Genomic DNA, 20,518 nt, shown 5'->3' on the forward strand with positions numbered 1-20,518 from the left:
GGCGGCGGGGCCGGTCAGCGCGGGTTCGCGCGGCGCGGAGCCGTCGGCTCCCGCCATCAGGGTGCTCACATCCCAGAGCACGCGCGAGAGTGGCACATCCAGCGCCTCGCAGATGCTGGCGAGCAGTTCACTGGAGGCTTCCTTGCGGCCGCGCTCCACTTCCGACAGATAGCCGAGGCTCACGCGCGCCGAAGTCGATACCTCGCGCAGCGTTCGATGCTGGGCGAGACGCGCACGCCGCAGACTGTCCCCGATTGCCTCCCGCAGCAGCGTCATCTCGTTCTCCTCCACCTCGTGTCACCGCCGTAGCGGTGCTCACCTCTTTCTGGCACAACGTCGAGCATGAACCGGTGGTTCCCGAACCGGGCTACTTCACACCGCCCGGCTCCACATTCACACAGCGCAGCAGCTCACGCACCGCGCTGTGCACGGCACCGAGTCTGATCGTCCACCGGTCACCGCGCAGTTTCAACCGGACCACTTCGCTGTGACATGGACCGGCCAACCCGAGGTATACCGTGCCGACGGGATGCCCGTCCTGGGAATCGGGTCCGGCGACCCCGGTCAATCCGAGACCCCAGTCCGCGCCGCACTGCTCGCGAGCCCCCACCGCGAGCTGTTCGGCGGTCGAGGCCGCGACCGGTCCGTCGGTGCGCAGGAGGTCGTCGTCGACGCGGGCCAGCCGGCTCTTGAGGTCGGTGGCGTAGACGATCAACCCGCCCCGCAGCACGGCGCTGGCGCCGGGAACTCCGGCCACCGTGGCCGCGAGCAGACCCGCGGTGAGCGATTCGGCCGTGGCGACGGTCTGACCCGCCGCGTTCAGGGCCGTGACCAGTTCGGCGACCGGCGCACCGTCGACGAGCGGATCGCTCACGAGCGCGACCGTCCACCCGCCAGCCATACTCTGGCGGCCTGCCCCACGTAGTCCAGGCCGGTGATCACCGTCAGCGCCACGGCCAGGTACATCAGCCACATGCCTGCGGTGGCGAAGACGCCCGACAGCGGCAGCACCAGCAGCGCGATCGCCACCGACTGCACCAGCGTCTTGAGCTTGCCGCCGCGTCCGGCCGGGATCACCCCGCGCCGCACGACCACCAGTCGCAGCAGCGTGACGCCGATTTCGCGGCCGCAGATGACCAGGGTGATCCACCACGGCAGATCACCGAGCACCGAGAGCCCGATCAGCGCGGCACCGATCAGCGCCTTGTCCGCGATGGGGTCGGCGAGTTTCCCGAAATCGGTGACCAATCCGTATTTGCGGGCCAGTTGCCCGTCGAAACGGTCGGTGATCGCGGCCAGGCCGAATACCGCCGCGGCGATGACCCGCCAGCGGGTGTCGTGCCCGCCCTCGGCGAACAGCGCCAGCACGAACAGCGGCACCAGCACGATGCGCGCGATGGTGAGCACATTGGCGATGTTGAGCAGCGGAACCGGGGGCTCCGCCACCCCGTGCATCGGCGTCACCGCACTCGACCCGCGATCGATCTCCTCGGGTCGCACGCTCATGCCCTGTCCTCTTGCCAGGACCGCGCGCCGTCCGTGGCTCCGCGAGTTACCGCCCCCAGGCGCTGACCGTTCATGCGCTGCCCTCTCGGCACTCACCGGCACTGCGCCGAAATTCAACGATTTCGCGAACTGTTTGCTCGCATGATCGGCGCCGCGCGATCCGGTCGTCGAACCCGGCGCGATGCGAGCAGCGGAGCGACAGGATGTGCGGCACATGTTCAGACTATCGGTAACCGGGCCGACTACTGTGCACCCATGACCTCACGGGGACCCTCGAGCAGTCCGACCAGCGACGCGCGTACCGCCGCGCCTGTCACCGGTGTGGTCGTACGACGAGCGCGAACCTCCGATGTCCCCGAGATCAAGCGCCTGGTCGACGAGTACGCCGGCCGCATCCTGCTGGAGAAGAACCTGGTCACGCTGTACGAATCGGTGCAGGAGTTCTGGGTGGCCGAGCTCGACGGACAGGTCGTCGGCTGCGGCGCGTTGCACGTGCTGTGGGCCGATCTGGGCGAGGTACGCACGGTGGCGGTGGATCCTGTCGTGAAGGGTCGCGGAGTCGGCGGCGCGGTGGTGGAGCACCTGGTGGCCGTCGCCCGCGAACTGCAGTTGCAGCGGGTGTTCGTGCTCACTTTCGAGGTGGACTTCTTCGGCAGGCACGGCTTCGTCGAGATCGACGGCACGCCCGTCACGGCCGAGGTGTACGCGGAGATGTGCCGCTCCTACGACACCGGTGTCGCCGAATTCCTCGACCTCAGCTTCGTCAAGCCGAACACCCTCGGCAATACCCGCATGCTGCTGACCCTGTAAGAGAATCCCTCGCGAGAAAGAAATCGACTGTGCCGATCTTCGCTGTCCACTACACCTACTCCGACTCGACGGCGGCCGACCGCGCGACCCACCGACCCGAGCATCGGGGCTGGTTGAACGCTCTCGTCGACGCGGGCACGCTACTCAGCAGCGGGCCCTACCCCGACGGTACGGGCGCGCTGCTGCTGTTCCGCGCCGAGGACGCGCCCACGCTGACCGAACTGCTGACCGATGATCCGTTCGCGAAGCTCGACCTGATCGACGCCGTCCGGGTGGTCGAGTGGCTGCCGGTGATGGGCGCCTTCGCCGAGTAGCCGACGTCGGGACACAGCGCTGCCCGCGACCGCGAGGGTCGCGGGCAGCGCTGTTGTCAGGCGTTGGTGCGGCGGGTGCGCAGCAAGCTCGCCACCGTCGCGATGACCAGAATGCCGATGATCACGCTCAGCGAGACCACCGTGGAGATCTCCGGGACGCTCACGTGCTCACCGCCGTTGATGAACGACAGCGTGTTCTCGTGCAGTGCGTGCAGCACCAGCTTCACGCCGATGAACGCCAGGATCGCGGCCAGACCGTAGGACAGGTACACCAGTCGGTCGAGCAGCCCACCGATGAGGAAGTACAGCTGTCGCAGGCCCATCAGCGCGAAGGCATTGGCGGTGAACACCAGATACGGCTCCTCGGTGAGACCGTAGATCGCCGGAATCGAGTCCAGCGCGAACAGCAGGTCGGCGAAACCGATGGCCAGCAGGGCCAGTAGCAGCGGCGTCACCACCCGTTTACCGTCGATCCTGGTGATCAGCTTGTCGCCGTCGTACTCGTCGGTGGTTGGCAGGATCCGTTTGGCCAGCTTGACGATGTAGCTGTCGCGTTTCTGTTCGTGTTCGACCTCGTGCCCGCTCTCGCGCAGCAGGTTGACCGCGGTGTAGATCAGGAACGCGCCGAAGAGGTAGAACACCCAGCTGTAGGCGCTGATCGCGGCCGCGCCGACCGCGATGAACACACCGCGCATCGCCAACGCCAGCACGATGCCGATCAGCAGCACCTTCTGCTGATAGATCCGCGGCACGGCGAAGGTGCTCATGATGATGAGGAAGATGAACAGGTTGTCGACCGAGAGCGCTTTCTCGGTGACGAAGCCCGCGTAGTACTCCCCCGAGAAAGTGCCGCCCCATTTCCAGGCGACGAACAGGCCGAACAGCAGCGCCAAGGTGATGTAAACGGCCGACCAGATGCCCGATTCCTTGAAGGTCGGCTCGTGCGGGGTGCGCACGTGGGCGTAGAAGTCGAAGACGAACAGGCCGAGGATCACCAGTCCGGTGATCACCCACTCGAGCGTGGTCACCTGCATGTGGTGGTCCGATCGATGAAGTTCATGACGCCATCATGCCCGAATTGTCCGTTTCAGTCGGCTTTGCGGAACGATTGCCCGCCATGATTTCACACACATCCACGGTAGCGGCCACCGCCGCGCGTACGAAAAAGCTCTTTCGCCGGTTCTCGACCGGCTGCTACCGTCGCCGCATGCCCCGACCACAGCCCCGAGAGGAGCGAGCCGTGTACGAAGCCACCGCGCAGATTCAGCGCCCCACCGCGATGCACCGGCTCCGCCCCGGTGCTGTGATGTCGGGTACCCGCCTCGCGCGCGCCCGCTTCACCGTCTGACCGGCGACTCGGCCCGACTCAGGGCCGTTCCCCGACCATGAGCCGCGCCAGGTCCCTCCTCGTTCGTCGCCGCCTGCTTCCGGCACGGTCAGAGCAAACCGGGAACGGTCTCAGTCGTCCTGCGACGCACCGGGATCACCGCCACGGATCGACCACAGCAAACCGTCCAGCTCGTCGGGCTTGATGAGCACGTCGCGCGCCTTGGAACCCTCGCTGGGTCCCACCACGCCGCGCGTCTCCATCAAGTCCATCAACCGTCCCGCCTTGGCGAAACCGACGCGCAGCTTGCGCTGCAGCATCGAGGTCGACCCGAACTGAGAGGTGACCACCAGCTCCACCGCCTGCAGCAGCACGTCCATGTCGTCGCCGATGTCGGGGTCGACGTCCTTGACCTCGCCGGCCTTGGCCGCGGTGACGCCCTCCTGGTATTCGGGTTCGGCCTGGGTCTTGCTGAACTCGACGACGGCATGGATCTCCTCGTCGGAGATGAACGCGCCCTGCAAACGGGTCGGCTTGCCCTGCCCCATCGGCAGGAACAGGCCGTCGCCCATGCCGATCAGCTTCTCCGCGCCCGGCTGGTCCAGGATGACGCGCGAGTCGGTGAGCGAGGAGGTGGCGAAGGCCAGCCGCGAGGGCACGTTGGTCTTGATCAGACCGGTCACCACGTCCACCGACGGTCGCTGGGTGGCCAGCACCAGATGGATACCGGCGGCGCGGGCCTTCTGCGTGATCCGCACGATCGCGTCCTCGACGTCACGCGGCGCGGTCATCATCAGGTCGGCGAGCTCGTCGACGATCGCCAGGATGTAGGGGTAGGGCCGGTAGACGCGTTCACTGCCCAGCGGAGCGGTGATCTTGCCCGACCGCACATTCTTGTTGAAGTCGTCGATGTGGCGGACCTTGTTGGCCTGCATGTCCTGGTAGCGCTGTTCCATCTCCTCGACCAGCCAGGCCAGCGCGGCGGCGGCCTTCTTGGGCTGGGTGATGATGGGGGTGATCAGGTGCGGGATGCCCTCGTACGGCGTGAGCTCCACCATCTTCGGGTCGATCAGGATCATCCTGACCTCCTCGGGGGTGGCCCGGTGCAGCAGCGAGATCAGCATCGAGTTCACGAAACTCGACTTACCCGAGCCGGTGGAACCGGCCACCAGCAGGTGCGGCATCTTGGCCAGGTTCGCCGAGACGAACTCGCCCTCGATGTTCTTGCCGAGACCGATCACCAGCGGATGGTGATCGTTGCGGGTGTGCGGCGACTTGAGGACGTCGGCCAGGCGCACCAATTCGCGGTCGGCATTGGGCACTTCGATGCCGACCGCCGATTTCCCGGGGATGGGCGCGAGCAGGCGCACGTTCTCGGTGGCGACGGCGTAGGCGAGGTTGCGGGCCAGCGCGGTGATCTTCTCGACCTTGACGCCGGGCCCGAGCTCCACCTCGTAGCGGGTGACGGTGGGGCCGCGCACGAAGCCGGTGACCGCGGCGTCGATCTTGAACTGCACCAGCACCTCGGTGATCGCCTCGATCATCGATTCGTTGGCCGCCGAACGCTTCTTGGGCGGATCACCGTCGAGCAGCAGGGTCAGCGGGGGCAGCGTGTAGTCCCCGTCGACGACACGATCGGTGACGAACTCCGGTTCCGGTGGCGGCGGCGGGGTCTGATCGACCGGCTTGACCACCGGCCGCTTGCGCGCCGGTTTCGGTGCGGGCGCGGGCGGTTCGTCGATCGGCTTGGCATCGCGCAGTGGTGGTTCGCCCAGCGATTCGGTGACCGCGTCGGAACCGCCGAACTCGTCGGCCGGGTAGTTGTCGTCGGGGTTGCGGCCACGGCGACGGGGTCGGTCGCGGTGCACCGGGAATCCGTCGGCGTCGTAGTTGGCCGGGTCGTAGGGGTCGCCGTCGTCGGCGTAGTCACCGAGGCCGAAGTAGTCGCGCAGCTTGGCAGGCACCTCACGCACGGTGGTGCCGGTGAGCAGCAGGACGCCGAACATGATGGCCAGCAGCAGGATCGGCAGCGCGAGCCAGGGCGTGAGGCCCTGACCCAGCGGTCCACCGATCGCGTAGCCGAGCGCACCGGCCGCCGTGGCGCGCCCGTCCGCGTCGGTGGGGGAACCGGCCGCCAGATGCCACACGCCGAGGGCGGGCAGCACCACGAGCAGCCCACCGAGGACCAGTCGCGGCCGGATCTCCGGCTGCGGTTCGGTGCGCATCAGCACCACCGCGAGCGCGACCAGCAGAATCGGCGCGAGCGCGGCCGCGGAACCGGCGATCGCCCGCACGATGTCTTCGAGGAAGCGGCCGACCGGCCCGCCCGCCGACAACCACATCGCGGCGGCGATGATCGCGCTCAACGCGATGAGCGCCAAGCCGATGCCGTCGCGTCGATGCCCGTGGTCGAGTTCCCCCGCCCGGCTCAGCGTGCGGGTGGTGGCGCCGACTCCGCGCGCGAGCATGGTCCAGCCGCTGCCGATGCCACGGCTGATCACCGCCAGCGGCGCGGTGGTGGACGCGCGTTTGACCGGCCCGCGCACGGGCGTGGTGCGGCCACGCGGAGCCGCGGTCGCTCGCGGGGTCGCCGCACGAGACCGCGCCGCCGGCGTCCGCCCCCTGGTCGATCCCGCCCGCGCACGAGAGGTCGTGGTGCTGCGGGACTTACCTGCCATGACCATCAGGCTAGTCGCTCGAACACCTCCGAGACCATCCGCAACACTGGTCCCACCGCGCTCGCCGCGATGATCCAGGGTGGATGCGCAGGTCGCAGCGCCCCGGTCAGCGCGGGGAAATCTCGCCGAGAACCGCGTTTCGCGGGTTCGAACTTGCGGAATCCTTGTCGATCGCCACTGATTCGGGCGCTGACGGGCCCGGATGGCTGGCGCGGGCGCGGTCACCCTCGGTACGTTGACGACGCTCTATCGGGTCGTCGACCCGTGCATTATGAAGGGGACTCTACAAGTGAAGAGAATGCTCACCAGCGCGGCCGTGCTGGGCGCTACCGCAGCCGCAGTGTTCGCGGGGCACATCGCACCGGCCCAGGCGCAGTCGGGCAACTACGGCGCCATCGCGGTGTCGGTCAAACCGGGGGTTTACGGATACGCCACCGACTACGGCAGCTACGCCGATGCCGAGGCCGGTGCCATGGCGGCCTGCCGGCGTGGCGGCGGCGGTGGCGGATGCGATGTGAAGGTGTCCTACCGCAACGGGTGTGGTGCCATCGCGATCTCGCGCGGGTGGTGGAGCTACGGCTCCGCGTCGACGATCGGCGGCGCGAAACGCGAAGCGCTGAACAACAATCCGGGCAACGCCTACATCAAGCACTGGAACTGCACCAGCGGCTACCAGCTCTAGCCCGACCCGTTTCGACCATGATCATGGGAGTTGTAGTGAACAACCGTTCGATGAAAACCGCTGCCGCACTCGTCGCGATCGTCGCGGCGCTCGGCCTCAGCGCGTGCAGTTCCGACACCGACTCGACCAGCAAGAGCGCGGAAACCACCACCAGCAAGGGCGGCGCCTTCGAAACAGGCGATGCGAAGTCGGGCAAGGAAGAGGGCGGCGAGCCCGCGGCGACCACGGTGCCCAACCTGCCCAAGCCGACCGCTGCCGAGCTGAACGCCCGGTTGACCAAGGCGCTCACAGGTCAGCTCACCGGTGACGAGAAGAAGACCTATATCGAGGATGCCGATCAGGATCCGATGCTGGTCGACAAATTCGTCGAGGCGGCCAAGAAGAACAACGTCAAGGTCGCCATCACCACGGTCGGTGACCCCGCCGACGGCAAGCTCAAGGCGAACGCCGATGTCACGATCGACGGCACCGCGGTCAAGGACGCCTTCGTCGACTTCGTCGCCGAGGACGATTCCTGGAAGGTATCGCACGTGTTCGCGTGCAACATCGTGAAGTCGGCGAAGCTCGACTCCGCGGCCTGTCAAGCCTGAGTCCCGGCCGAATACCGGTCCCGGAAACGGGAAAACCGCTGGGCGACAAGGTCGCCCAGCGGTTTCGCGTCGATCTGTCGATCAGACGGCGACGACCGTCGGCACGATCATCGGGCGGCGACGGTAGACGTCGGCGACCCAGCGGCCGACCACTCGGCGCACGCCCTGGGCGATGCGGTGGGTGTCGGTGATGCCCTCACCGGCCAGGCGCAGCAGTTCCGCCTCGACCAGTTCGTTCGCGCCGTCGAGCGCGGTCCGGTCGTCGGAGAAGCCGCGGCCGTTGAGCTCGGGCGTGCTCACCGCCTTGCCGGTGGTCGAGTCGATGACGATGGTGATCGAGATGAAACCGCCCTCGCCCAGGACCAGGCGGTCCGACAGGGTCGACTCGCCGACGTCGCCGACGGAGAGGCCGTCGACGTAGACGTGTCCGACCGGGACGCGACCGACGATGGAGGCGATGCCGTCGACCAGGTCGACGACGACGCCGTCCTCGGCCAGCATGACCCGCTCCTCGGGGACACCGGTCGCCACGGCCAGTGCGGCGTTGGCGCGCAGGTGCCGCCATTCGCCGTGCACGGGCATGGCGTTGGTCGGACGCACCGCGTTGTACAGGTACAGCAGCTCACCGGCGGACGCGTGGCCGGAGACGTGCACCTTCGCGTTCTGCTGGGTGATCACGGTCGCGCCGAGCCGAGCCAGGCCGTTGACCACGGCGAACACGGAGTTCTCGTTGCCGGGGATCAGCGAGGACGCCAGCACCACCAGGTCGTCGGCGCGGATATTGATCTGGCGGTGCTCGCCGCGCGCCATCCGCGACAGCGCCGAGAGCGGCTCGCCCTGGGAACCGGTGGAGATCAGCACCAGCCGGTTGCCGGGCAGGTTCGCGGCCTGGTCGAGGGTGACCACGACATTGTCGGGCACCGTGAGGTAGCCGAGGTCCTGCGCGATCTCCATATTGCGGACCATCGAACGGCCGACGAAGCAGACCTTGCGGTTGTACTTCTGCGCGACGTCGACAACCTGCTGGATGCGGTGCACGTGGCTGGCGAAGGAGGCCACGATGACGCGGTTGGTGGCCTTGCCGATCACATTGTCGAGCACGCCGCCGATCTCACGCTCGGGGGTGACGAAACCGGGGACCTCGGCGTTGGTGGAGTCGACCAGGAACAGATCGACACCCTCGTCGCCGAGCCGCGAGAAACCGGCCAGGTCGGTGAGGCGACCGTCGAGCGGCAGCTGGTCGAGCTTGATGTCACCGGTGTGCAGCACCACGCCCGCGGGCGTGCGGATGGCAACGGCGAGCGCGTCGGGGATCGAGTGGTTGACCGCGAAGTACTCGAGCTCGAACGGGCCGTGCACCGTGGTCTCGCCCTCGGCGACCTCGCGCAGCTTGGGCTGCAAGCGGTGTTCGCGCGCCTTCGCCGCGACCAGGGCGAGGGTGAACTTGGCGCCGATCACCGGGATGTCCTGACGCAGGCGCAGCAGGAACGGCACCGCGCCGATGTGGTCCTCGTGACCGTGGGTGAGCACAACGGCGACGATGTCGTCCATCCGGTCCTCGATGGGACCGAAGTCGGGCAGGATCAGGTCGACGCCGGGCTGCTGGTCCTCGGGGAACAGCACGCCGCAGTCGACGATCAGCAGCTTGCCGCCGTATTCGAACACGGTCATGTTGCGACCGATTTCGCCGATGCCACCCAGCGCGAACAGGCGAAGCCCGTTCTTCACCAGCTTCGGCGGCGCGCCGAGCTTGTCGTGGGCTGCCTTCTCGCGCGGCTCCGCCACCGGCGCCGAACCGCGACCGCGACCGCCGCCCTGCCTGCCACGACCGCCCCCGCGGGTCTGCTCGGCGGCGGGCTTGGTCTTGGCTTCGGCCTGCTTGGTCTTGGCTTCGGTGGCCGGCTTGGTCCTGGCGCGGCGCGGCGCGGTCTTCTTCGCGGTGCCGCGTTCTTCGGCGACGCTCAGCGATTCGGTGCCCACCTCCGCGGCGGCGACCAGGTCCGCCTCGGCGGCGACCTCGGCGATCGGCGCGGCGATGGCCGGTTCCTGCACCGCGGGTGCGGCGGCCTGCACGGTCTCCACCGGTGTCGGCGCCGGCGCGCCCGCGGCACGCGATGCCGAGCGGCGACGGGGCTTACGGGCTACGGGTTCGGTCATACCGACACCCCCGCGGCCTGCAGGTCCAGCGCCAGCTCCTCGAGCTGTGCCTGCGTCGGCATCAGCTGGGGCAACCGGGGCTCACCTACGTCGATGCCGAGCAATCGGAGTCCTCCCTTACACATCGCCACACCTCCCAGGCGGGTCATGGCCGCGTACAGCGGCAGTAGTGTCGCGTTGATCTCTCGTGCTCCGGCCACGTCACCGGCGGTGTAGGCCTGGTGGATTTCGCGCAGTCGCTCCGGCACGAGATGTCCGATGACGCTGATGAATCCGACCGCACCGACCGAGAGCCAGGGGAGATTCAGTCCATCGTCACCGGAGTAGAAATCCAGATCGGTGGTCGCGATGAGATCGGCTCCGGAGACGAGATCGCCCTTGGCATCCTTCACCGCGACGATGTTGGGATGCTCGGCAAGGCGCCGGATCGTGTCGATGGCGATAGGCACCACCGACCTCGGTGGAATGTCGTAGAGGGTGATCGGCAGCGCGGTGGCGTCGGCGACCGCGGTGAAATGCGCGATCAGGCCCTCCTGAGTGGGCCGCGAGTAATACGGGGTCACCACGAGCAGACCGTGTGCGCCCGCGTTCTCCGCGGCACGCGCCAATTCGATCGAATGCGCGGTGTCGTAGGTACCCGCGCCCGCGACCACGGTGGCCCGGTCGCCGACGCCGTCGACGACCGCCCGCAGCAGATCGTGCTTCTCGGTTTCGGTGGTGGTCGGCGATTCGCCGGTGGTTCCCGAGATGATCAGCAGGTCGACCCCACGGTCGACCAGGTGTGCCGCCAGCGCGACACCGGCATCGACGTCGAGCTTGCCCGCAGCGCTGAAGGGGGTCACCATCGCGACACCGACCGTGCCGGACGCGCGCAGCTCCGTTGGCGTCGATTCACCGTTCGTCATGGTCAGAAAGGCTACCCGGTCGCCGGACGCGCCTCGACACCCTAGCGCCCGAAGCGGCTGCCGGTGAGACTTTCCGACCTTGCGTGATGTCATTTATGACGTCACAATGATGTCATGGATCTGAACGCTCATACCGCGCGGTTGCGCGAGGAACTGATCGCCGCCGCCGCGCTCGGCGACGAGAAAACGCAGGCCACCGCCGCCGCCCTCGCCGCCGCGGTGGAGAGTTCGAGCCGCCTGGTGCTGCTGTCGGCGCTGTCGGAACTGGCCGCCGAGATCAGTACCGAGCTCGGTGACCGCACCGTGCACGTCCGGCTGGAGGGCACCGACGCGAAGGCCGACGTGCGCAAGAACACGCCCTCGGGCGCGGAGGAACCCCCGACTTTCGAGGAAATGACCGGTGACATCAGCCGGGTAACCCTGCGCTTGGTCGAACAGCTCAAGTCGCGCGCGGAGGAGGCGGCCCAGCAGAACGGGCAGTCACTCAACTCCTGGCTCTCCGGTGCCGTCAGCGGCGCGCTGAAGGATCAGATGCGCGGATACGGCGGCAAGGGCTGGTAGGCGCCGCCCGACGATCACAGCAGGGGCGCCAGGTCGCCGCGTTCGCCGATAACGACTTCGTCGAGTTCGAGCCAGTCGGCCATTTCCCGCAGCGCCCCGCGCAACGCCTCGGCGGTCTCGGCGGTCGCGTAGCCGGGTTCGGCGAACGCGCCGGGCGCGAGTAGTCGGCCGGTGGCACGTTCGGCACGCAGATCCACCCGGCCGACGAGCCTGCCGTCGACGAGCAGCGGGAAGACGTAATAGCCGTGCACCCGTTTGGGTTCGGGAGTGTAGATCTCGATGCGGTAGTGGAAGTCGAAGACCCGCTGGGTGCGCGGGCGGAAGAAGATCAGCGGGTCGAACGGGCACAGCAGCGCGGTACCGGTGATCCGGCGCGGGGTGGCTGCCTCGGGATGCAGGTAGGCGGGCGCGTCCCAGCCGTCGACCTCGACCGGCAGTAGTTCGCCCGCGTCGACCAGTTCGGCGATCGCGGGGGCGCTCTGGCGCCGGGCCAGCCGGTAGTAGTCGCGCAGATCGGCCTCGGTGCCGACTCCGAGGGCCCGGCCTGCCCGGCGGATCAGCTCGCGCACGGCGTCGGCTTCGCCGATCTCCCGGTCGCGCACATCGGCCGGGACGACCCGTTCGGTGAGGTCGTAGTGGCGGGTGAATCCGACGCGGCGGGCGGTGGACAGTTCACCGGCGGCGAAGAGCTGCTCGCAGATCATCTTCGTGTCGCTCAGGTTCCACCAGGTCCCCTTTGCCCGCGGCTTGTCCAGTTCCAGATGACGTTCGATCTCCCCCGCGCTCGCCGCACCCACCTCGGTGACGACATCGAGAATGTCCTTGCCCAGCGTGGGATTGCGGTCGATGACCTTGCGCATCCCCGACCAGCGCCCGTGCCGGTACTGCGCCATCCGCCAGCGCATCAGCGGCCAGTCGGCGACCGGGATCAGCGCCGCCTCGTGCGCCCAGTACTCCACCAGCCCCCGTCGGGCCTTCGCGCTGTCGCTCCAGGCGGCGCCGTCGAGCAGGCTGCGATCGTAGGGACCGATCCGGCTGAACACCGGCGCGTAGTGCGCGCGGACCACCGCCGAGACCGAATCTATTTGCAGCAGGCGGGTTCTGGCGATCACATCGAGCACGGCCCGCCGCTTCGGGTTGGTCGGTCTACGCTTGCCGAAACCCTGCGCGGCCAGCGCCGTTCGCCGGGCCTGCGCCGCATTCATCCGCTGCATTCGCTCAGCCTGGCACAGGGGTCCGACAGGTTTCTCGGCGCTCAGGTCGAGACCCGGACCTCGCCCGCGGTGTCGATCTCGGTTCGCCGATCACCGCCCGGCGCGGCGGCCAGCACGGTCGCCACCCAGCGCCGACCGACCGGCAGCACCCGCACCGTCACCGAGCCCGCGCCCGCCATCGCCAGTTCGTCGACCGCGGCCTCGATCACCCGGTGACGCACCCATTCCGGGACCCCGAGAAAGCCGCCGTCGTCGAGCAGGGTGACCTCGACGCCGCGCGATCGCGCCTCGCGAGCGGCGGCGCTGAGACGGTCGGTGACGAGCTGCGGCGCCCGAAGACCGTCGCGCAGTTCGGCTTCGAGCAACCTGCACTGTTCGCGTTCGGCGGCGGTGAGCTCGATCCCCGCGGCGATGCGGGCGAGCAGTGGCCCGGCCACGCGGTCGAGCGCGCCGAGCTGACGATCACGCTCGGCGGTGGCCGCGGCCAGCGCGGCCTCGGTCGCCGCCCGGCGATTGGCCTCGCTGCGCAGCTCCCGCAGCGAGCGCTGCGTGGGTGCCACGATCGACATGAACACCGTCACCGCGCCGACGGTGGCGATCGGCGTCAGCGCGCGCACCACGGTTTCGGGATGCCAGCTGGTGAACGCCCCCATCGTCACCAGCACCGTCGCGGCACCCGCCACACCGAGCCAGGCCGACGCGATCCGCCCGCGCAGCACCAGCATCGCCAGCAGATACGACGTCGGATAGGCGGTCCACATCTGGTGGGCGAACCCAGACGAACTCTCGAGCCACGGCAGGGTGATCGCCATCGCGGTAGGTCCCGCGCACGCCACGAAGATCGTGGCCTGCCAGGGCAGCGGGTCCACCGGGACCACCAGCACCACCAGCGCGGCCACGGCCATCAGCACCAGCGCGCCGCCCGCGGCCGCGGGCGGCGCGATATCGAAATTCACCCGCAGGTACATCACGATGGTGGCTTCGAAGATCACCACGAACAGCCACGCCGTGCCGTCGCTGGGCCCGAACAGGTCGCGCATCGCGAACGGCAGATCCCGATCGACCATCAACTCCCCCACACCAGAGTCACCACGGTTCCCGCGCCCGGCGCCGATTCCACGAACGCCGCGCCACCGGCGAGCGCGCGCATCCGGCCCAGGATGCTGCCCGCGATCCCCATCCGGTCGACCGGCACCCGCGCCGGGTCGAACCCGGCGCCGTCATCGGAGAGCACCACCCGGATCCCGCCGGTCGCGATGGTGACCGACACCCCGCGCCGCACGGTTCGACCGGCGACGTCGGCGTGGCGCACGCTGTTGCGCACCGCCTCCGAGAGCGCGGCTCCCAGTACCTGCGCGGCCTCGATCGGTAGGCACAGGTCCGACGCGCGCCGCGAGGACACCTGCACCGACATCTCGGATTCCACCTCACGCACCGCCTCGCGCACGAATTCGATCGCGGCGGCGGCGTCGAGGTGTTCGATCTCGGGCGCGGTCCGCGACAGTTCGAGCTGTTCGAGGGTGCGCGCGGCCTGGTTGCGCAGCACCGACGAGGACTGCCGCGCCCGCGAGGCCTCCAGCAGCGTCGAGAGCACCGCGTCGTGGATGAGCGCGGCGAAACGCGCGCCCTCGCGTTCTCTGGCCGAGGTCGCCGCGACCGCCGCCGCTCGGCTGCGCCGGCGGACCGACTCCCGGTCGACCCGCTCGGCGGCGGCCCGCGCGTACACCACGCACCACAGGAACAACGCGGCCACCCCGAGCGCCCGGGTGATGTCGCCGAACAACGCCCACATCGAACTGTCCGGCACCACAAGGGAATTCGACACACTGGTCGCCACCGCGAGCAGGGCACCGAACGCGGCCGCGCCGCGTCGTGGCCACGCCAGCCCCGCGGCCATCACCCCGACCGCGAGCCCTCGATAGGGCCACGAGGCGAACGAACCGATGTGCACCACCGAGTACACCAGCGGCGTCGCCACGGTGGCCGCGAGGTAGCACATGGCGGCCACGGCGGCGGTGCGCCGGATCGCGCCGGCGGGGCCGCGCGCCGACACGATCGCCAGCACGGCGAACGTCAGATACGCCGACACGAGGTGCAGTTCCGGCCACACCGACTGATTGACCGGCTGCACCAGCACCGCGGGCAGTTCCAGACCCATCACGATCGTGGCGCCGGTCCCGATCACCAGCCCGAGCCTGCGCAGGATCTGTTCGGTCGCCGCGCGCGAGAATTCGATGTCGTCGACCGGTGCGGGCGCCGTCGCGACCGCGAGCTCACTCACGTGGCCGGTCGCCTCTCCGGCACGGGCAGCCATCCGTCCTCGACGGCCCGTTTGTACAGATCGGTCTTGGTCGGCGCGGGGCGGCCCGCGTCGGCGTATTTCTGCCGGATACGGCCGAGGTAGTCGTTGACGGTCTGTTCCGACAGACCGGTCAGCCGGGCCACCCGGGAGGCCTTCTCGCCCGAGGCGTACAGCATCAGCACCTCCTCCTGCCGCGGGCTGAGCCCGACGTCGGAGAGCTTGGGATCACCGTCGATGGCGGCGGCCCAGTCGGTGGTCACCACCTGTTCGCCCGATGCGGCCCGGCGCACCGCCTCGACCACGGTCGCCACGCTCTCGGACTTGCGCAGCACTCCGAGCACACCCGCCTTGGCGGCGGACCGGACCAGGAAGGCGTTGTCGGCGCCGGTGAACACCAGCACCTCGATCTCGTGTTCGCGCAGCGCGGTGACATTGTCCTCGGGCGTCGAGCCGTCGGGCAGGCGCAGATCGAGCACCACGAGGTCGAGATCGGTGGTCTCGGCGAGCAACCCGGAGACGGACTCCGCCACCGCCACCAGTTCCAGATCGGGTTCGGGCCCGAGCATGGCCGCCAACCCGATCGCCACGGACTCGTGGTCCTCCACCAGACCGACCCGTCGCACCGTGCGCGTCTGCGCCAACTCGCTCACCCGACCACTCCCCCTCGTCGAACACCCACCGCGGCCAGCCCGCAACACGTCGGTCGAGTTCTACCGCATTCCGAGCCCGCCTGTCAGCCCACCAGAATTCGGGGCGGGCCCGCTGTCGCGATCAGCTAATCCATCAGACCAGCGGCGATGGTCGCGCCGAGCTCCCAGCATTTCTCCAGATCGGCCTTGCTCGGCGGGCCCGAGACCACGACCGCCGCGGCGGCGCGCTGCCAGCCCAGCCCGGAGGTAATGCGCTCCACGCTGTTCTCGGCGCCCTCGGTGCCTTCGTTGCCGTGCAGATAGACGCCGTAGGGGCGCCCGCCGGTCGAGTCGAGGCACGGGTAGTAGATGGTGTCGAAGGCGTGTTTGAGGGCGCCGCTCATGTAGCCGAGGTTGGCCGGGGTGCCGAGCAGATAACCGTCGGCGTCGAGCACGTCGACGGCGGTCACCGCCAGGGCGGCCCGGCGCACCACCTCGACCCCCTCGATCTCCGGGTCGCTCGCGCCGGCGAGGACCGCTTCGAACATCGCCTGGGTGTGCGGGGACGGGGTGTGGTGGATGATCAGCAACCGGGCCATGGGCTCGCTACTCTCCTGGGTCGCGTTCCAGTTTTTCCAGTGCCACCGCGCGGCGCATGGTGTCGCGGGCGCGGCCTCGGTCACCGGCGTAGTCGTAGGCGCGGGCCAGCCGGTAGGAGGATCGCCAGTTGTCCGGGTCGGCTTCCCATTCGGTCTTGATCTCGGCGAACAGGGCGTCGGCCGCGCCGCGTTCGATCCGGCCGGAGGGTCGGCGCGGCAGGTGCGAGGTGTCGACCTCCAGGCCTTCCTCGTGGATACGCCGGGCCAGCCGTTGATGGGCGAACGCCGCGCTCAGGGTGGCCCACAGGATCCAGAGACCCACCAAGGGCAGCAGCAGCATGCCGATGCCGATCGTGATGCCGGCGAACCCGCCGTCGGCGATATAGGCGATGGCGAGCCCGCCGAGCCGCACGAAGTAGAACAGCAGCGCGATGACCAGGAACACCACCACCGCAACGGTTTTCAGGACCTGCCGATCGCCTCGCCCCGCGTCGGAGTCGCTCACAGATCCAGGAACGGGTCGAGTCCGACGGTCAGACCCGGCCGGCCGGCGATCTCGCGCACCCCGAGCAGCACGCCGGGGGCGAACGAGGAGCGGTCGATGGAGTCGTGGCGGATGGTGAGGGTCTCGCCCTGGGTGCCGAACAGCACCTCCTGGTGGGCGACGAGCCCGGCCACGCGCACCGAGTGCACCCGCACACCGTCGACGTCGGCGCCGCGGGCACCCTCGAGTTCGGTGGTGGTCGCGTCGGGGCTGATCCCGACTCCGGCCGCGGCGCGGGCCGCGGCGATCACCGCGGCGGTGCGATAGGCGGTGCCGGAGGGGGCGTCGGCCTTGTTCGGGTGGTGCAATTCGATGACCTCGACCGAGTCGAAGAACCGTGCCGCCTGCTCGGCGAAACGCATCGACAGCACGGCGCCGATGGCGAAGTTAGGCGCGATCAGCACGCCCACCTCCGGCCGCTGCGTCAACTGCGCGCGCACCTCGGCGAGGCGGGTCTCGTCGAAGCCGGTGGTGCCGACCACCGCGTGGATGCCGTTCTCGATCAGGAACTTCAGGTTGCCCATCACCACATCGGGATGGGTGAAATCGACGACCACCTGGGTGCCCGCCTCGGTGAACGTCTCGAGCGCGTCACCCTTGTCGACCTGCGCCACCAGCTCCAGATCGGGCGCCGCCTCCACCGCCGCGCAGATCGCCTGCCCGACCTTGCCGCCCGCACCGAGCACTCCGACCCGAATGGTCACCGCATCTCCTCGTCCTCGACTCAGCTTGCTCGTGCCAGCCTATCGAGCAGCCGACGAGGCCACGGCGGCGACCTCCGCGCCCTCGGCACGGCGTCAGTCGAAGACGATGACCTGCCGTAGCGCCGCGCCCGCCGCGAGATCGTCCATCGCCTGATTCACCTGGTCGAGGCCGATGCGCGCGGAGACGAGCCGTTCCAGCGGCAGCGTGCCTTCGCGCCATCGCCGCACGTATTCGGGAATGTCGCGCTCGGGGACGGCGGAGCCGAGATAGCTGCCGATGATGGTGCGGCCCTGCGCGACCAGCGCCAGCGGCGAGATCGTGGCGGTGGCAGTCGGTGCGGGCAGGCCGACCGTCACGGTGACGCCACCGGGTGCTGTCGCGGCCACGGCGGTTTCGAACGCGCGCACGTTACCCGCCGCTTCGATCACCACCTCGGCCCGCACGCCCTGCTCCGCGATCTCACCCGGCGTGCAGGCCGCCGTGGCACCGAATTCGCGGGCCAGCGAAAGCTTTTCGGGAACCGTGTCGACGGCGATCACCTCGCCGAGGCCGAGCGAGACCGCGACGAGCACGGCCGCCATCCCGACGCCGCCGAGCCCGACCACCATGATGCGATCTCCCACAACGGGTTTCGCGGCGTTGAGCAGCGCCCCACCCCCGGTGAGCACCGCGCAGCCGAGCACCGCCGCCACCTCGGGCGGCACATCGTCGTCCACCGGGACCACCGAGCGCCGATCCACCACCGCGTGGGTGGCGAAGCCGGACACACCGAGGTGGTGCTGCACCACCGCACCATCGCGGGTGAGCCGTCGCCCACCGCCGAGCAGCTCGCCCTCGTTGTTGGCCACGCTGCCCGGCCCGCAGGGCGTGCGCCCGTTGCTCGCACAGCCGGGGCAGTCGCCGCAGCGCGGCAGGAATGTCATCACGACCCGCTGCCCGAGCCCCACATCGCTGACACCGGCCCCCACCGATTCCACGATGCCGGCGGCTTCGTGGCCGAGCAGCATCGGCACCGGACGCACCCGATTGCCGTCCACCACAGACAGATCCGAGTGGCACAGCCCGGCCGCTTCGATGCGCACCAGCAATTCACCCCGGCCCGGTTCGTCCAATTCCAGGTCACACACGGTGATCGGCCGCGAATCGGCGAAGGGCGCCGGGTCGGCGATCCGTTCCAGAACGGCTCCACGAATCCTCATGCTCGCGACGCTACCGCGCGCGCCCTTTACAGGTTCCGGGATCTGTCGCTAATCTCGATCTCGGTGATGGTGCTCCTGTCGGCCGCCTCGTACCGTGCCCAGGGTCGGCGCCATCACGAACAAGGAGCAATCCACTGTCAGTGCAGTTCAATCACACCATTGTCGGATGTCACGATAATCGGGAGACCGCCGAGTTCTGGGCGGACATTCTCGGGTTGGACGTTGGAAAAGAGTGGGGGCCGTTCATTCCGGTCGCCCTCGCGCACGGTGCCGCCTTCGATTTCGCCAAGGTGCCTCCGTTCATTTCCGAGATCCAGCCGCAGCACTACGCATTCCTGGTCAGCGAACCCGAGTTCGATGCGGCCTACGCCAAGATCCAGCGCTACCAGCTGGACCATTGGGCCGACCCTCAGCAACACGGGGTCAACGAGATCAATCACAACGACGGTGGTCGCGGCGTCTATTTCCTCGACCCCAACGGCCACTTCCTGGAACTGATCACCGTTCCGTACGGCGGTTGGCCGCAGTGAGCACCCAGGCCGGTCCCGATGCCCTCGGGACCGGCCTGTCGTTCTATACCGGTCGCGTGGCGGCTCTGGTCCCGCGCACTCCCAGCAGCGCGGCGCAGACACACGCCACCGAGACGATCACGATGAACCACGGGAACACTGTCGCGATCCCCCAGGTCGTCGCCGCCCAGCCCGCTGCCAGCGTCGGCAACGCCATCGCCGAATAGGCCAGCAGGTAGTAGGCCGACATGGTCTCACCGCGGCGATCGTGCGGAACGACTTCGGCGAGGTGGCGCAGCGAACCGCCGAAACCGAGTCCGAACGTGGCGCCGAGCACCAGCCCCGCGATGATCACGACCGCGGGCTGTTTCGTGGCCAGCGCCGGGATGGTGGCCAGCAGCGCCGCGGCCATGCCCAGGTCGCCGATCACCGCGGCGCGGCGCGCCGGGATACGGGTGGCGAACAGCTGGACCAGGGCCGCCGACAGCGCGGTGCTCGCCACGACGACGCCACCGAACACCAGGTTGTGCACGCCGGTCTTCGCCGCGGCCAGCGACGGGTACAGCGACAGCAGCACCCCCAGCACCGACCAGGCGGCCATCACGCCGATGGCGGAGAACCAGAAGTCGGCCCTGATCTCGTGCGGAACAGACGGCTTCGCGATGGTGATGCGCGCCTTCACTCGCGTGGTGTGCGGTTCACGCAGCGCGAGGATGCCCACCCCCGCGGCGAGGCACACCGCCGCGATCACGACGTACGGCGTGCGCAGCGGGGACGGCGCGTACTGCGCGAGGACGGCGGTGCCAAGGACCGTCACCGCGATGCCGACATTGAACGCGACGCCACTGAGCTGCCCGGATCGCGCACCATGCTCGGGCCGCAGGTCCAGCAGCGCCGCGGCGCCCGCGACGACGGTGGCGCCGACGGCGGCCCCGTGCAACGCCCTGGCCAGCAACAGCATCGGCACCGAATCGGCGAGCAGGAAGACGACCAGCCCGAGGATCATGGTGGCGAAGGCGCCGATCATCACCGGCTTGCGGCCGACGACATCGGAGATCCGGCCGGAGACCAGCACCGCGCCCAGCGCCGCGAAGGCATATACGGCGAAGACCATGGTCGTGGTCAGCGGCGACAGATGCCACTCGGTCTCATAGATCCCGTAGAGCGGAGCGGGCGCGCCGGAAACCCCGAGCGCCACCGCGGTCGCGGCCAGGACGAGCCCGTACGCCCAGCGCTGTCCGGCTTCGACCGGCGCCATCGTTGTCGCTGCCACAGCAGCCCCCATCA

The 20,518-nt window shown here is 69.0% G+C and carries 22 protein-coding genes; 6 read left to right on the forward strand and 16 right to left on the reverse strand.

What is annotated here, in order from left to right:
- From NA12_RS10090 to pgsA, 3 genes are all read right to left on the reverse strand, one after another.
- On the reverse strand, positions 1-276 hold a 276-nt coding region (locus NA12_RS10090; protein ID WP_131817101.1), incomplete at its 3' end, for a helix-turn-helix domain-containing protein.
- A 91-nt stretch (positions 277-367) separates the two neighbouring features.
- Positions 368-874 (reverse strand): CinA family protein, encoded by a 507-nt coding sequence (locus NA12_RS10095; protein WP_067448867.1) that lies wholly within the window; start codon positions 872-874, stop codon positions 368-370.
- Positions 871-1,506, reverse strand: coding sequence for a CDP-diacylglycerol--glycerol-3-phosphate 3-phosphatidyltransferase (gene pgsA, locus NA12_RS10100; RefSeq protein ID WP_174551067.1), 636 nt, complete (start codon positions 1,504-1,506; stop codon positions 871-873). Before pgsA ends, NA12_RS10095 begins: the two co-directional genes overlap by 4 nt.
- 255 nt (positions 1,507-1,761) lie before the next feature.
- Between pgsA and NA12_RS10105 the strand changes: the two genes are divergently transcribed.
- Both NA12_RS10105 and NA12_RS10110 read left to right on the forward strand, forming a co-directional pair.
- A complete protein-coding gene (locus tag NA12_RS10105; RefSeq protein WP_067448686.1) occupies positions 1,762-2,316 on the forward strand; it encodes an amino-acid N-acetyltransferase in 555 nt (184 codons plus the stop codon).
- Between the two features lie 29 nt (positions 2,317-2,345).
- Positions 2,346-2,630, forward strand: coding sequence for a YciI family protein (locus NA12_RS10110; RefSeq protein ID WP_067448688.1), 285 nt, complete (start codon positions 2,346-2,348; stop codon positions 2,628-2,630).
- A gap of 56 nt (positions 2,631-2,686) precedes the next feature.
- Here the strand turns inward: NA12_RS10110 and NA12_RS10115 are convergent, their stop codons facing one another.
- Together NA12_RS10115 and NA12_RS10120 are read right to left on the reverse strand one after the other, a co-directional pair.
- Positions 2,687-3,664: a TerC family protein gene (locus NA12_RS10115; RefSeq protein WP_067448690.1), complete on the reverse strand. Its 978-nt coding sequence runs from the start codon at positions 3,662-3,664 to the stop codon at positions 2,687-2,689.
- 424 nt (positions 3,665-4,088) lie between these two features.
- The gene (locus NA12_RS10120) at positions 4,089-6,635 is read right to left on the reverse strand and encodes a DNA translocase FtsK (protein ID WP_067448871.1); all 2,547 of its coding nucleotides are present in this window, start codon (positions 6,633-6,635) and stop codon (positions 4,089-4,091) included.
- A gap of 298 nt (positions 6,636-6,933) precedes the next feature.
- On the opposite strand from NA12_RS10120, the gene NA12_RS10125 reads away from it, so the two are divergent.
- On the forward strand, positions 6,934-7,317 hold the full coding sequence (locus tag NA12_RS10125) for a DUF4189 domain-containing protein (RefSeq protein ID WP_243654812.1): 384 nt from the start codon (positions 6,934-6,936) through the stop codon (positions 7,315-7,317).
- A gap of 23 nt (positions 7,318-7,340) precedes the next feature.
- A complete protein-coding gene (locus tag NA12_RS10130) occupies positions 7,341-7,907 on the forward strand; it encodes a WKL family lipoprotein (RefSeq protein ID WP_243654682.1) in 567 nt (188 codons plus the stop codon).
- An 81-nt stretch (positions 7,908-7,988) separates the two neighbouring features.
- On the opposite strand, the gene NA12_RS10135 is transcribed toward NA12_RS10130, so the two are convergent.
- Positions 7,989-10,064 carry a ribonuclease J gene (locus NA12_RS10135; RefSeq protein WP_067448701.1) on the reverse strand — a complete coding sequence of 692 codons (2,076 nt, stop codon included), beginning with the start codon at positions 10,062-10,064 and terminating at the stop codon, positions 7,989-7,991.
- On the reverse strand, positions 10,061-10,969 hold the full coding sequence (dapA, locus tag NA12_RS10140; protein ID WP_067448703.1) for a 4-hydroxy-tetrahydrodipicolinate synthase: 909 nt from the start codon (positions 10,967-10,969) through the stop codon (positions 10,061-10,063). The genes NA12_RS10135 and dapA overlap by 4 nt, the downstream gene beginning before the upstream one ends.
- A gap of 114 nt (positions 10,970-11,083) precedes the next feature.
- Between dapA and NA12_RS10145 the strand changes: the two genes are divergently transcribed.
- Positions 11,084-11,530, forward strand: a complete 447-nt coding sequence (locus NA12_RS10145; RefSeq protein ID WP_067448705.1) for a hypothetical protein — start codon at positions 11,084-11,086, stop codon at positions 11,528-11,530.
- 14 nt (positions 11,531-11,544) lie between these two features.
- On the opposite strand, the gene NA12_RS10150 is transcribed toward NA12_RS10145, so the two are convergent.
- From NA12_RS10150 to NA12_RS10185, 8 genes are all read right to left on the reverse strand, one after another.
- A complete protein-coding gene (locus tag NA12_RS10150; protein WP_067448707.1) occupies positions 11,545-12,744 on the reverse strand; it encodes a winged helix-turn-helix domain-containing protein in 1,200 nt (399 codons plus the stop codon).
- 41 nt (positions 12,745-12,785) lie between these two features.
- Complete coding sequence (locus NA12_RS10155) at positions 12,786-13,811, reverse strand: DUF8320 family protein (RefSeq protein WP_067448876.1); 1,026 nt, start codon at positions 13,809-13,811, stop codon at positions 12,786-12,788.
- Positions 13,811-15,025, reverse strand: a complete 1,215-nt coding sequence (locus tag NA12_RS10160; RefSeq protein ID WP_165914745.1) for a sensor histidine kinase — start codon at positions 15,023-15,025, stop codon at positions 13,811-13,813. The genes NA12_RS10155 and NA12_RS10160 overlap by 1 nt, the downstream gene beginning before the upstream one ends.
- Complete coding sequence (locus tag NA12_RS10165) at positions 15,022-15,696, reverse strand: response regulator transcription factor (RefSeq protein WP_084472625.1); 675 nt, start codon at positions 15,694-15,696, stop codon at positions 15,022-15,024. The genes NA12_RS10160 and NA12_RS10165 overlap by 4 nt, the downstream gene beginning before the upstream one ends.
- 125 nt (positions 15,697-15,821) lie before the next feature.
- The gene (locus tag NA12_RS10170; RefSeq protein ID WP_067448714.1) at positions 15,822-16,274 is read right to left on the reverse strand and encodes a flavodoxin family protein; all 453 of its coding nucleotides are present in this window, start codon (positions 16,272-16,274) and stop codon (positions 15,822-15,824) included.
- Between the two features lie 7 nt (positions 16,275-16,281).
- Positions 16,282-16,779 (reverse strand): hypothetical protein, encoded by a 498-nt coding sequence (locus tag NA12_RS10175; RefSeq protein WP_067448716.1) that lies wholly within the window; start codon positions 16,777-16,779, stop codon positions 16,282-16,284.
- On the reverse strand, positions 16,776-17,522 hold the full coding sequence (gene dapB, locus NA12_RS10180) for a 4-hydroxy-tetrahydrodipicolinate reductase (RefSeq protein ID WP_067448718.1): 747 nt from the start codon (positions 17,520-17,522) through the stop codon (positions 16,776-16,778). Before dapB ends, NA12_RS10175 begins: the two co-directional genes overlap by 4 nt.
- Before the next feature lie 93 nt (positions 17,523-17,615).
- Positions 17,616-18,722 (reverse strand): alcohol dehydrogenase catalytic domain-containing protein, encoded by a 1,107-nt coding sequence (locus NA12_RS10185; RefSeq protein WP_067448720.1) that lies wholly within the window; start codon positions 18,720-18,722, stop codon positions 17,616-17,618.
- Between the two features lie 134 nt (positions 18,723-18,856).
- On the opposite strand from NA12_RS10185, the gene NA12_RS10190 reads away from it, so the two are divergent.
- Complete coding sequence (locus NA12_RS10190) at positions 18,857-19,252, forward strand: VOC family protein (RefSeq protein WP_067448722.1); 396 nt, start codon at positions 18,857-18,859, stop codon at positions 19,250-19,252.
- A 43-nt stretch (positions 19,253-19,295) separates the two neighbouring features.
- Here the strand turns inward: NA12_RS10190 and NA12_RS10195 are convergent, their stop codons facing one another.
- Positions 19,296-20,489: an MFS transporter gene (locus NA12_RS10195; RefSeq protein WP_067448880.1), complete on the reverse strand. Its 1,194-nt coding sequence runs from the start codon at positions 20,487-20,489 to the stop codon at positions 19,296-19,298.
- Positions 20,490-20,518 lie beyond the last annotated feature (29 nt).

The organism is Nocardia alba NBRC 108234 (genome assembly GCF_001612665.1).
GTDB classification, from domain to species: domain Bacteria; phylum Actinomycetota; class Actinomycetes; order Mycobacteriales; family Mycobacteriaceae; genus Nocardia; species Nocardia alba.

What these genes read in the sequence shown, in the direction of transcription:
- pgsA (WP_174551067.1), bottom strand. Translation starts at nt 1,506, where the DNA reads ATGAGCGTGCGACCCGAGGAGATCGATCGCGGGTCGAGTGCGGTGACG.
- NA12_RS10105 (WP_067448686.1), top strand. Translation starts at nt 1,762, where the DNA reads ATGACCTCACGGGGACCCTCGAGCAGTCCGACCAGCGACGCGCGTACC.
- NA12_RS10115 (WP_067448690.1), bottom strand. Translation starts at nt 3,664, where the DNA reads ATGCAGGTGACCACGCTCGAGTGGGTGATCACCGGACTGGTGATCCTC.
- NA12_RS10120 (WP_067448871.1), bottom strand. Translation starts at nt 6,635, where the DNA reads ATGGCAGGTAAGTCCCGCAGCACCACGACCTCTCGTGCGCGGGCGGGA.
- NA12_RS10125 (WP_243654812.1), top strand. Translation starts at nt 6,934, where the DNA reads ATGCTCACCAGCGCGGCCGTGCTGGGCGCTACCGCAGCCGCAGTGTTC.
- NA12_RS10130 (WP_243654682.1), top strand. Translation starts at nt 7,341, where the DNA reads ATGGGAGTTGTAGTGAACAACCGTTCGATGAAAACCGCTGCCGCACTC.
- NA12_RS10135 (WP_067448701.1), bottom strand. Translation starts at nt 10,064, where the DNA reads ATGACCGAACCCGTAGCCCGTAAGCCCCGTCGCCGCTCGGCATCGCGT.
- dapA (WP_067448703.1), bottom strand. Translation starts at nt 10,969, where the DNA reads ATGACGAACGGTGAATCGACGCCAACGGAGCTGCGCGCGTCCGGCACG.
- NA12_RS10145 (WP_067448705.1), top strand. Translation starts at nt 11,084, where the DNA reads ATGGATCTGAACGCTCATACCGCGCGGTTGCGCGAGGAACTGATCGCC.
- NA12_RS10150 (WP_067448707.1), bottom strand. Translation starts at nt 12,744, where the DNA reads ATGCAGCGGATGAATGCGGCGCAGGCCCGGCGAACGGCGCTGGCCGCG.
- NA12_RS10155 (WP_067448876.1), bottom strand. Translation starts at nt 13,811, where the DNA reads ATGGTCGATCGGGATCTGCCGTTCGCGATGCGCGACCTGTTCGGGCCC.
- NA12_RS10170 (WP_067448714.1), bottom strand. Translation starts at nt 16,274, where the DNA reads ATGGCCCGGTTGCTGATCATCCACCACACCCCGTCCCCGCACACCCAG.
- NA12_RS10185 (WP_067448720.1), bottom strand. Translation starts at nt 18,722, where the DNA reads ATGAGGATTCGTGGAGCCGTTCTGGAACGGATCGCCGACCCGGCGCCC.
- NA12_RS10195 (WP_067448880.1), bottom strand. Translation starts at nt 20,489, where the DNA reads ATGGCGCCGGTCGAAGCCGGACAGCGCTGGGCGTACGGGCTCGTCCTG.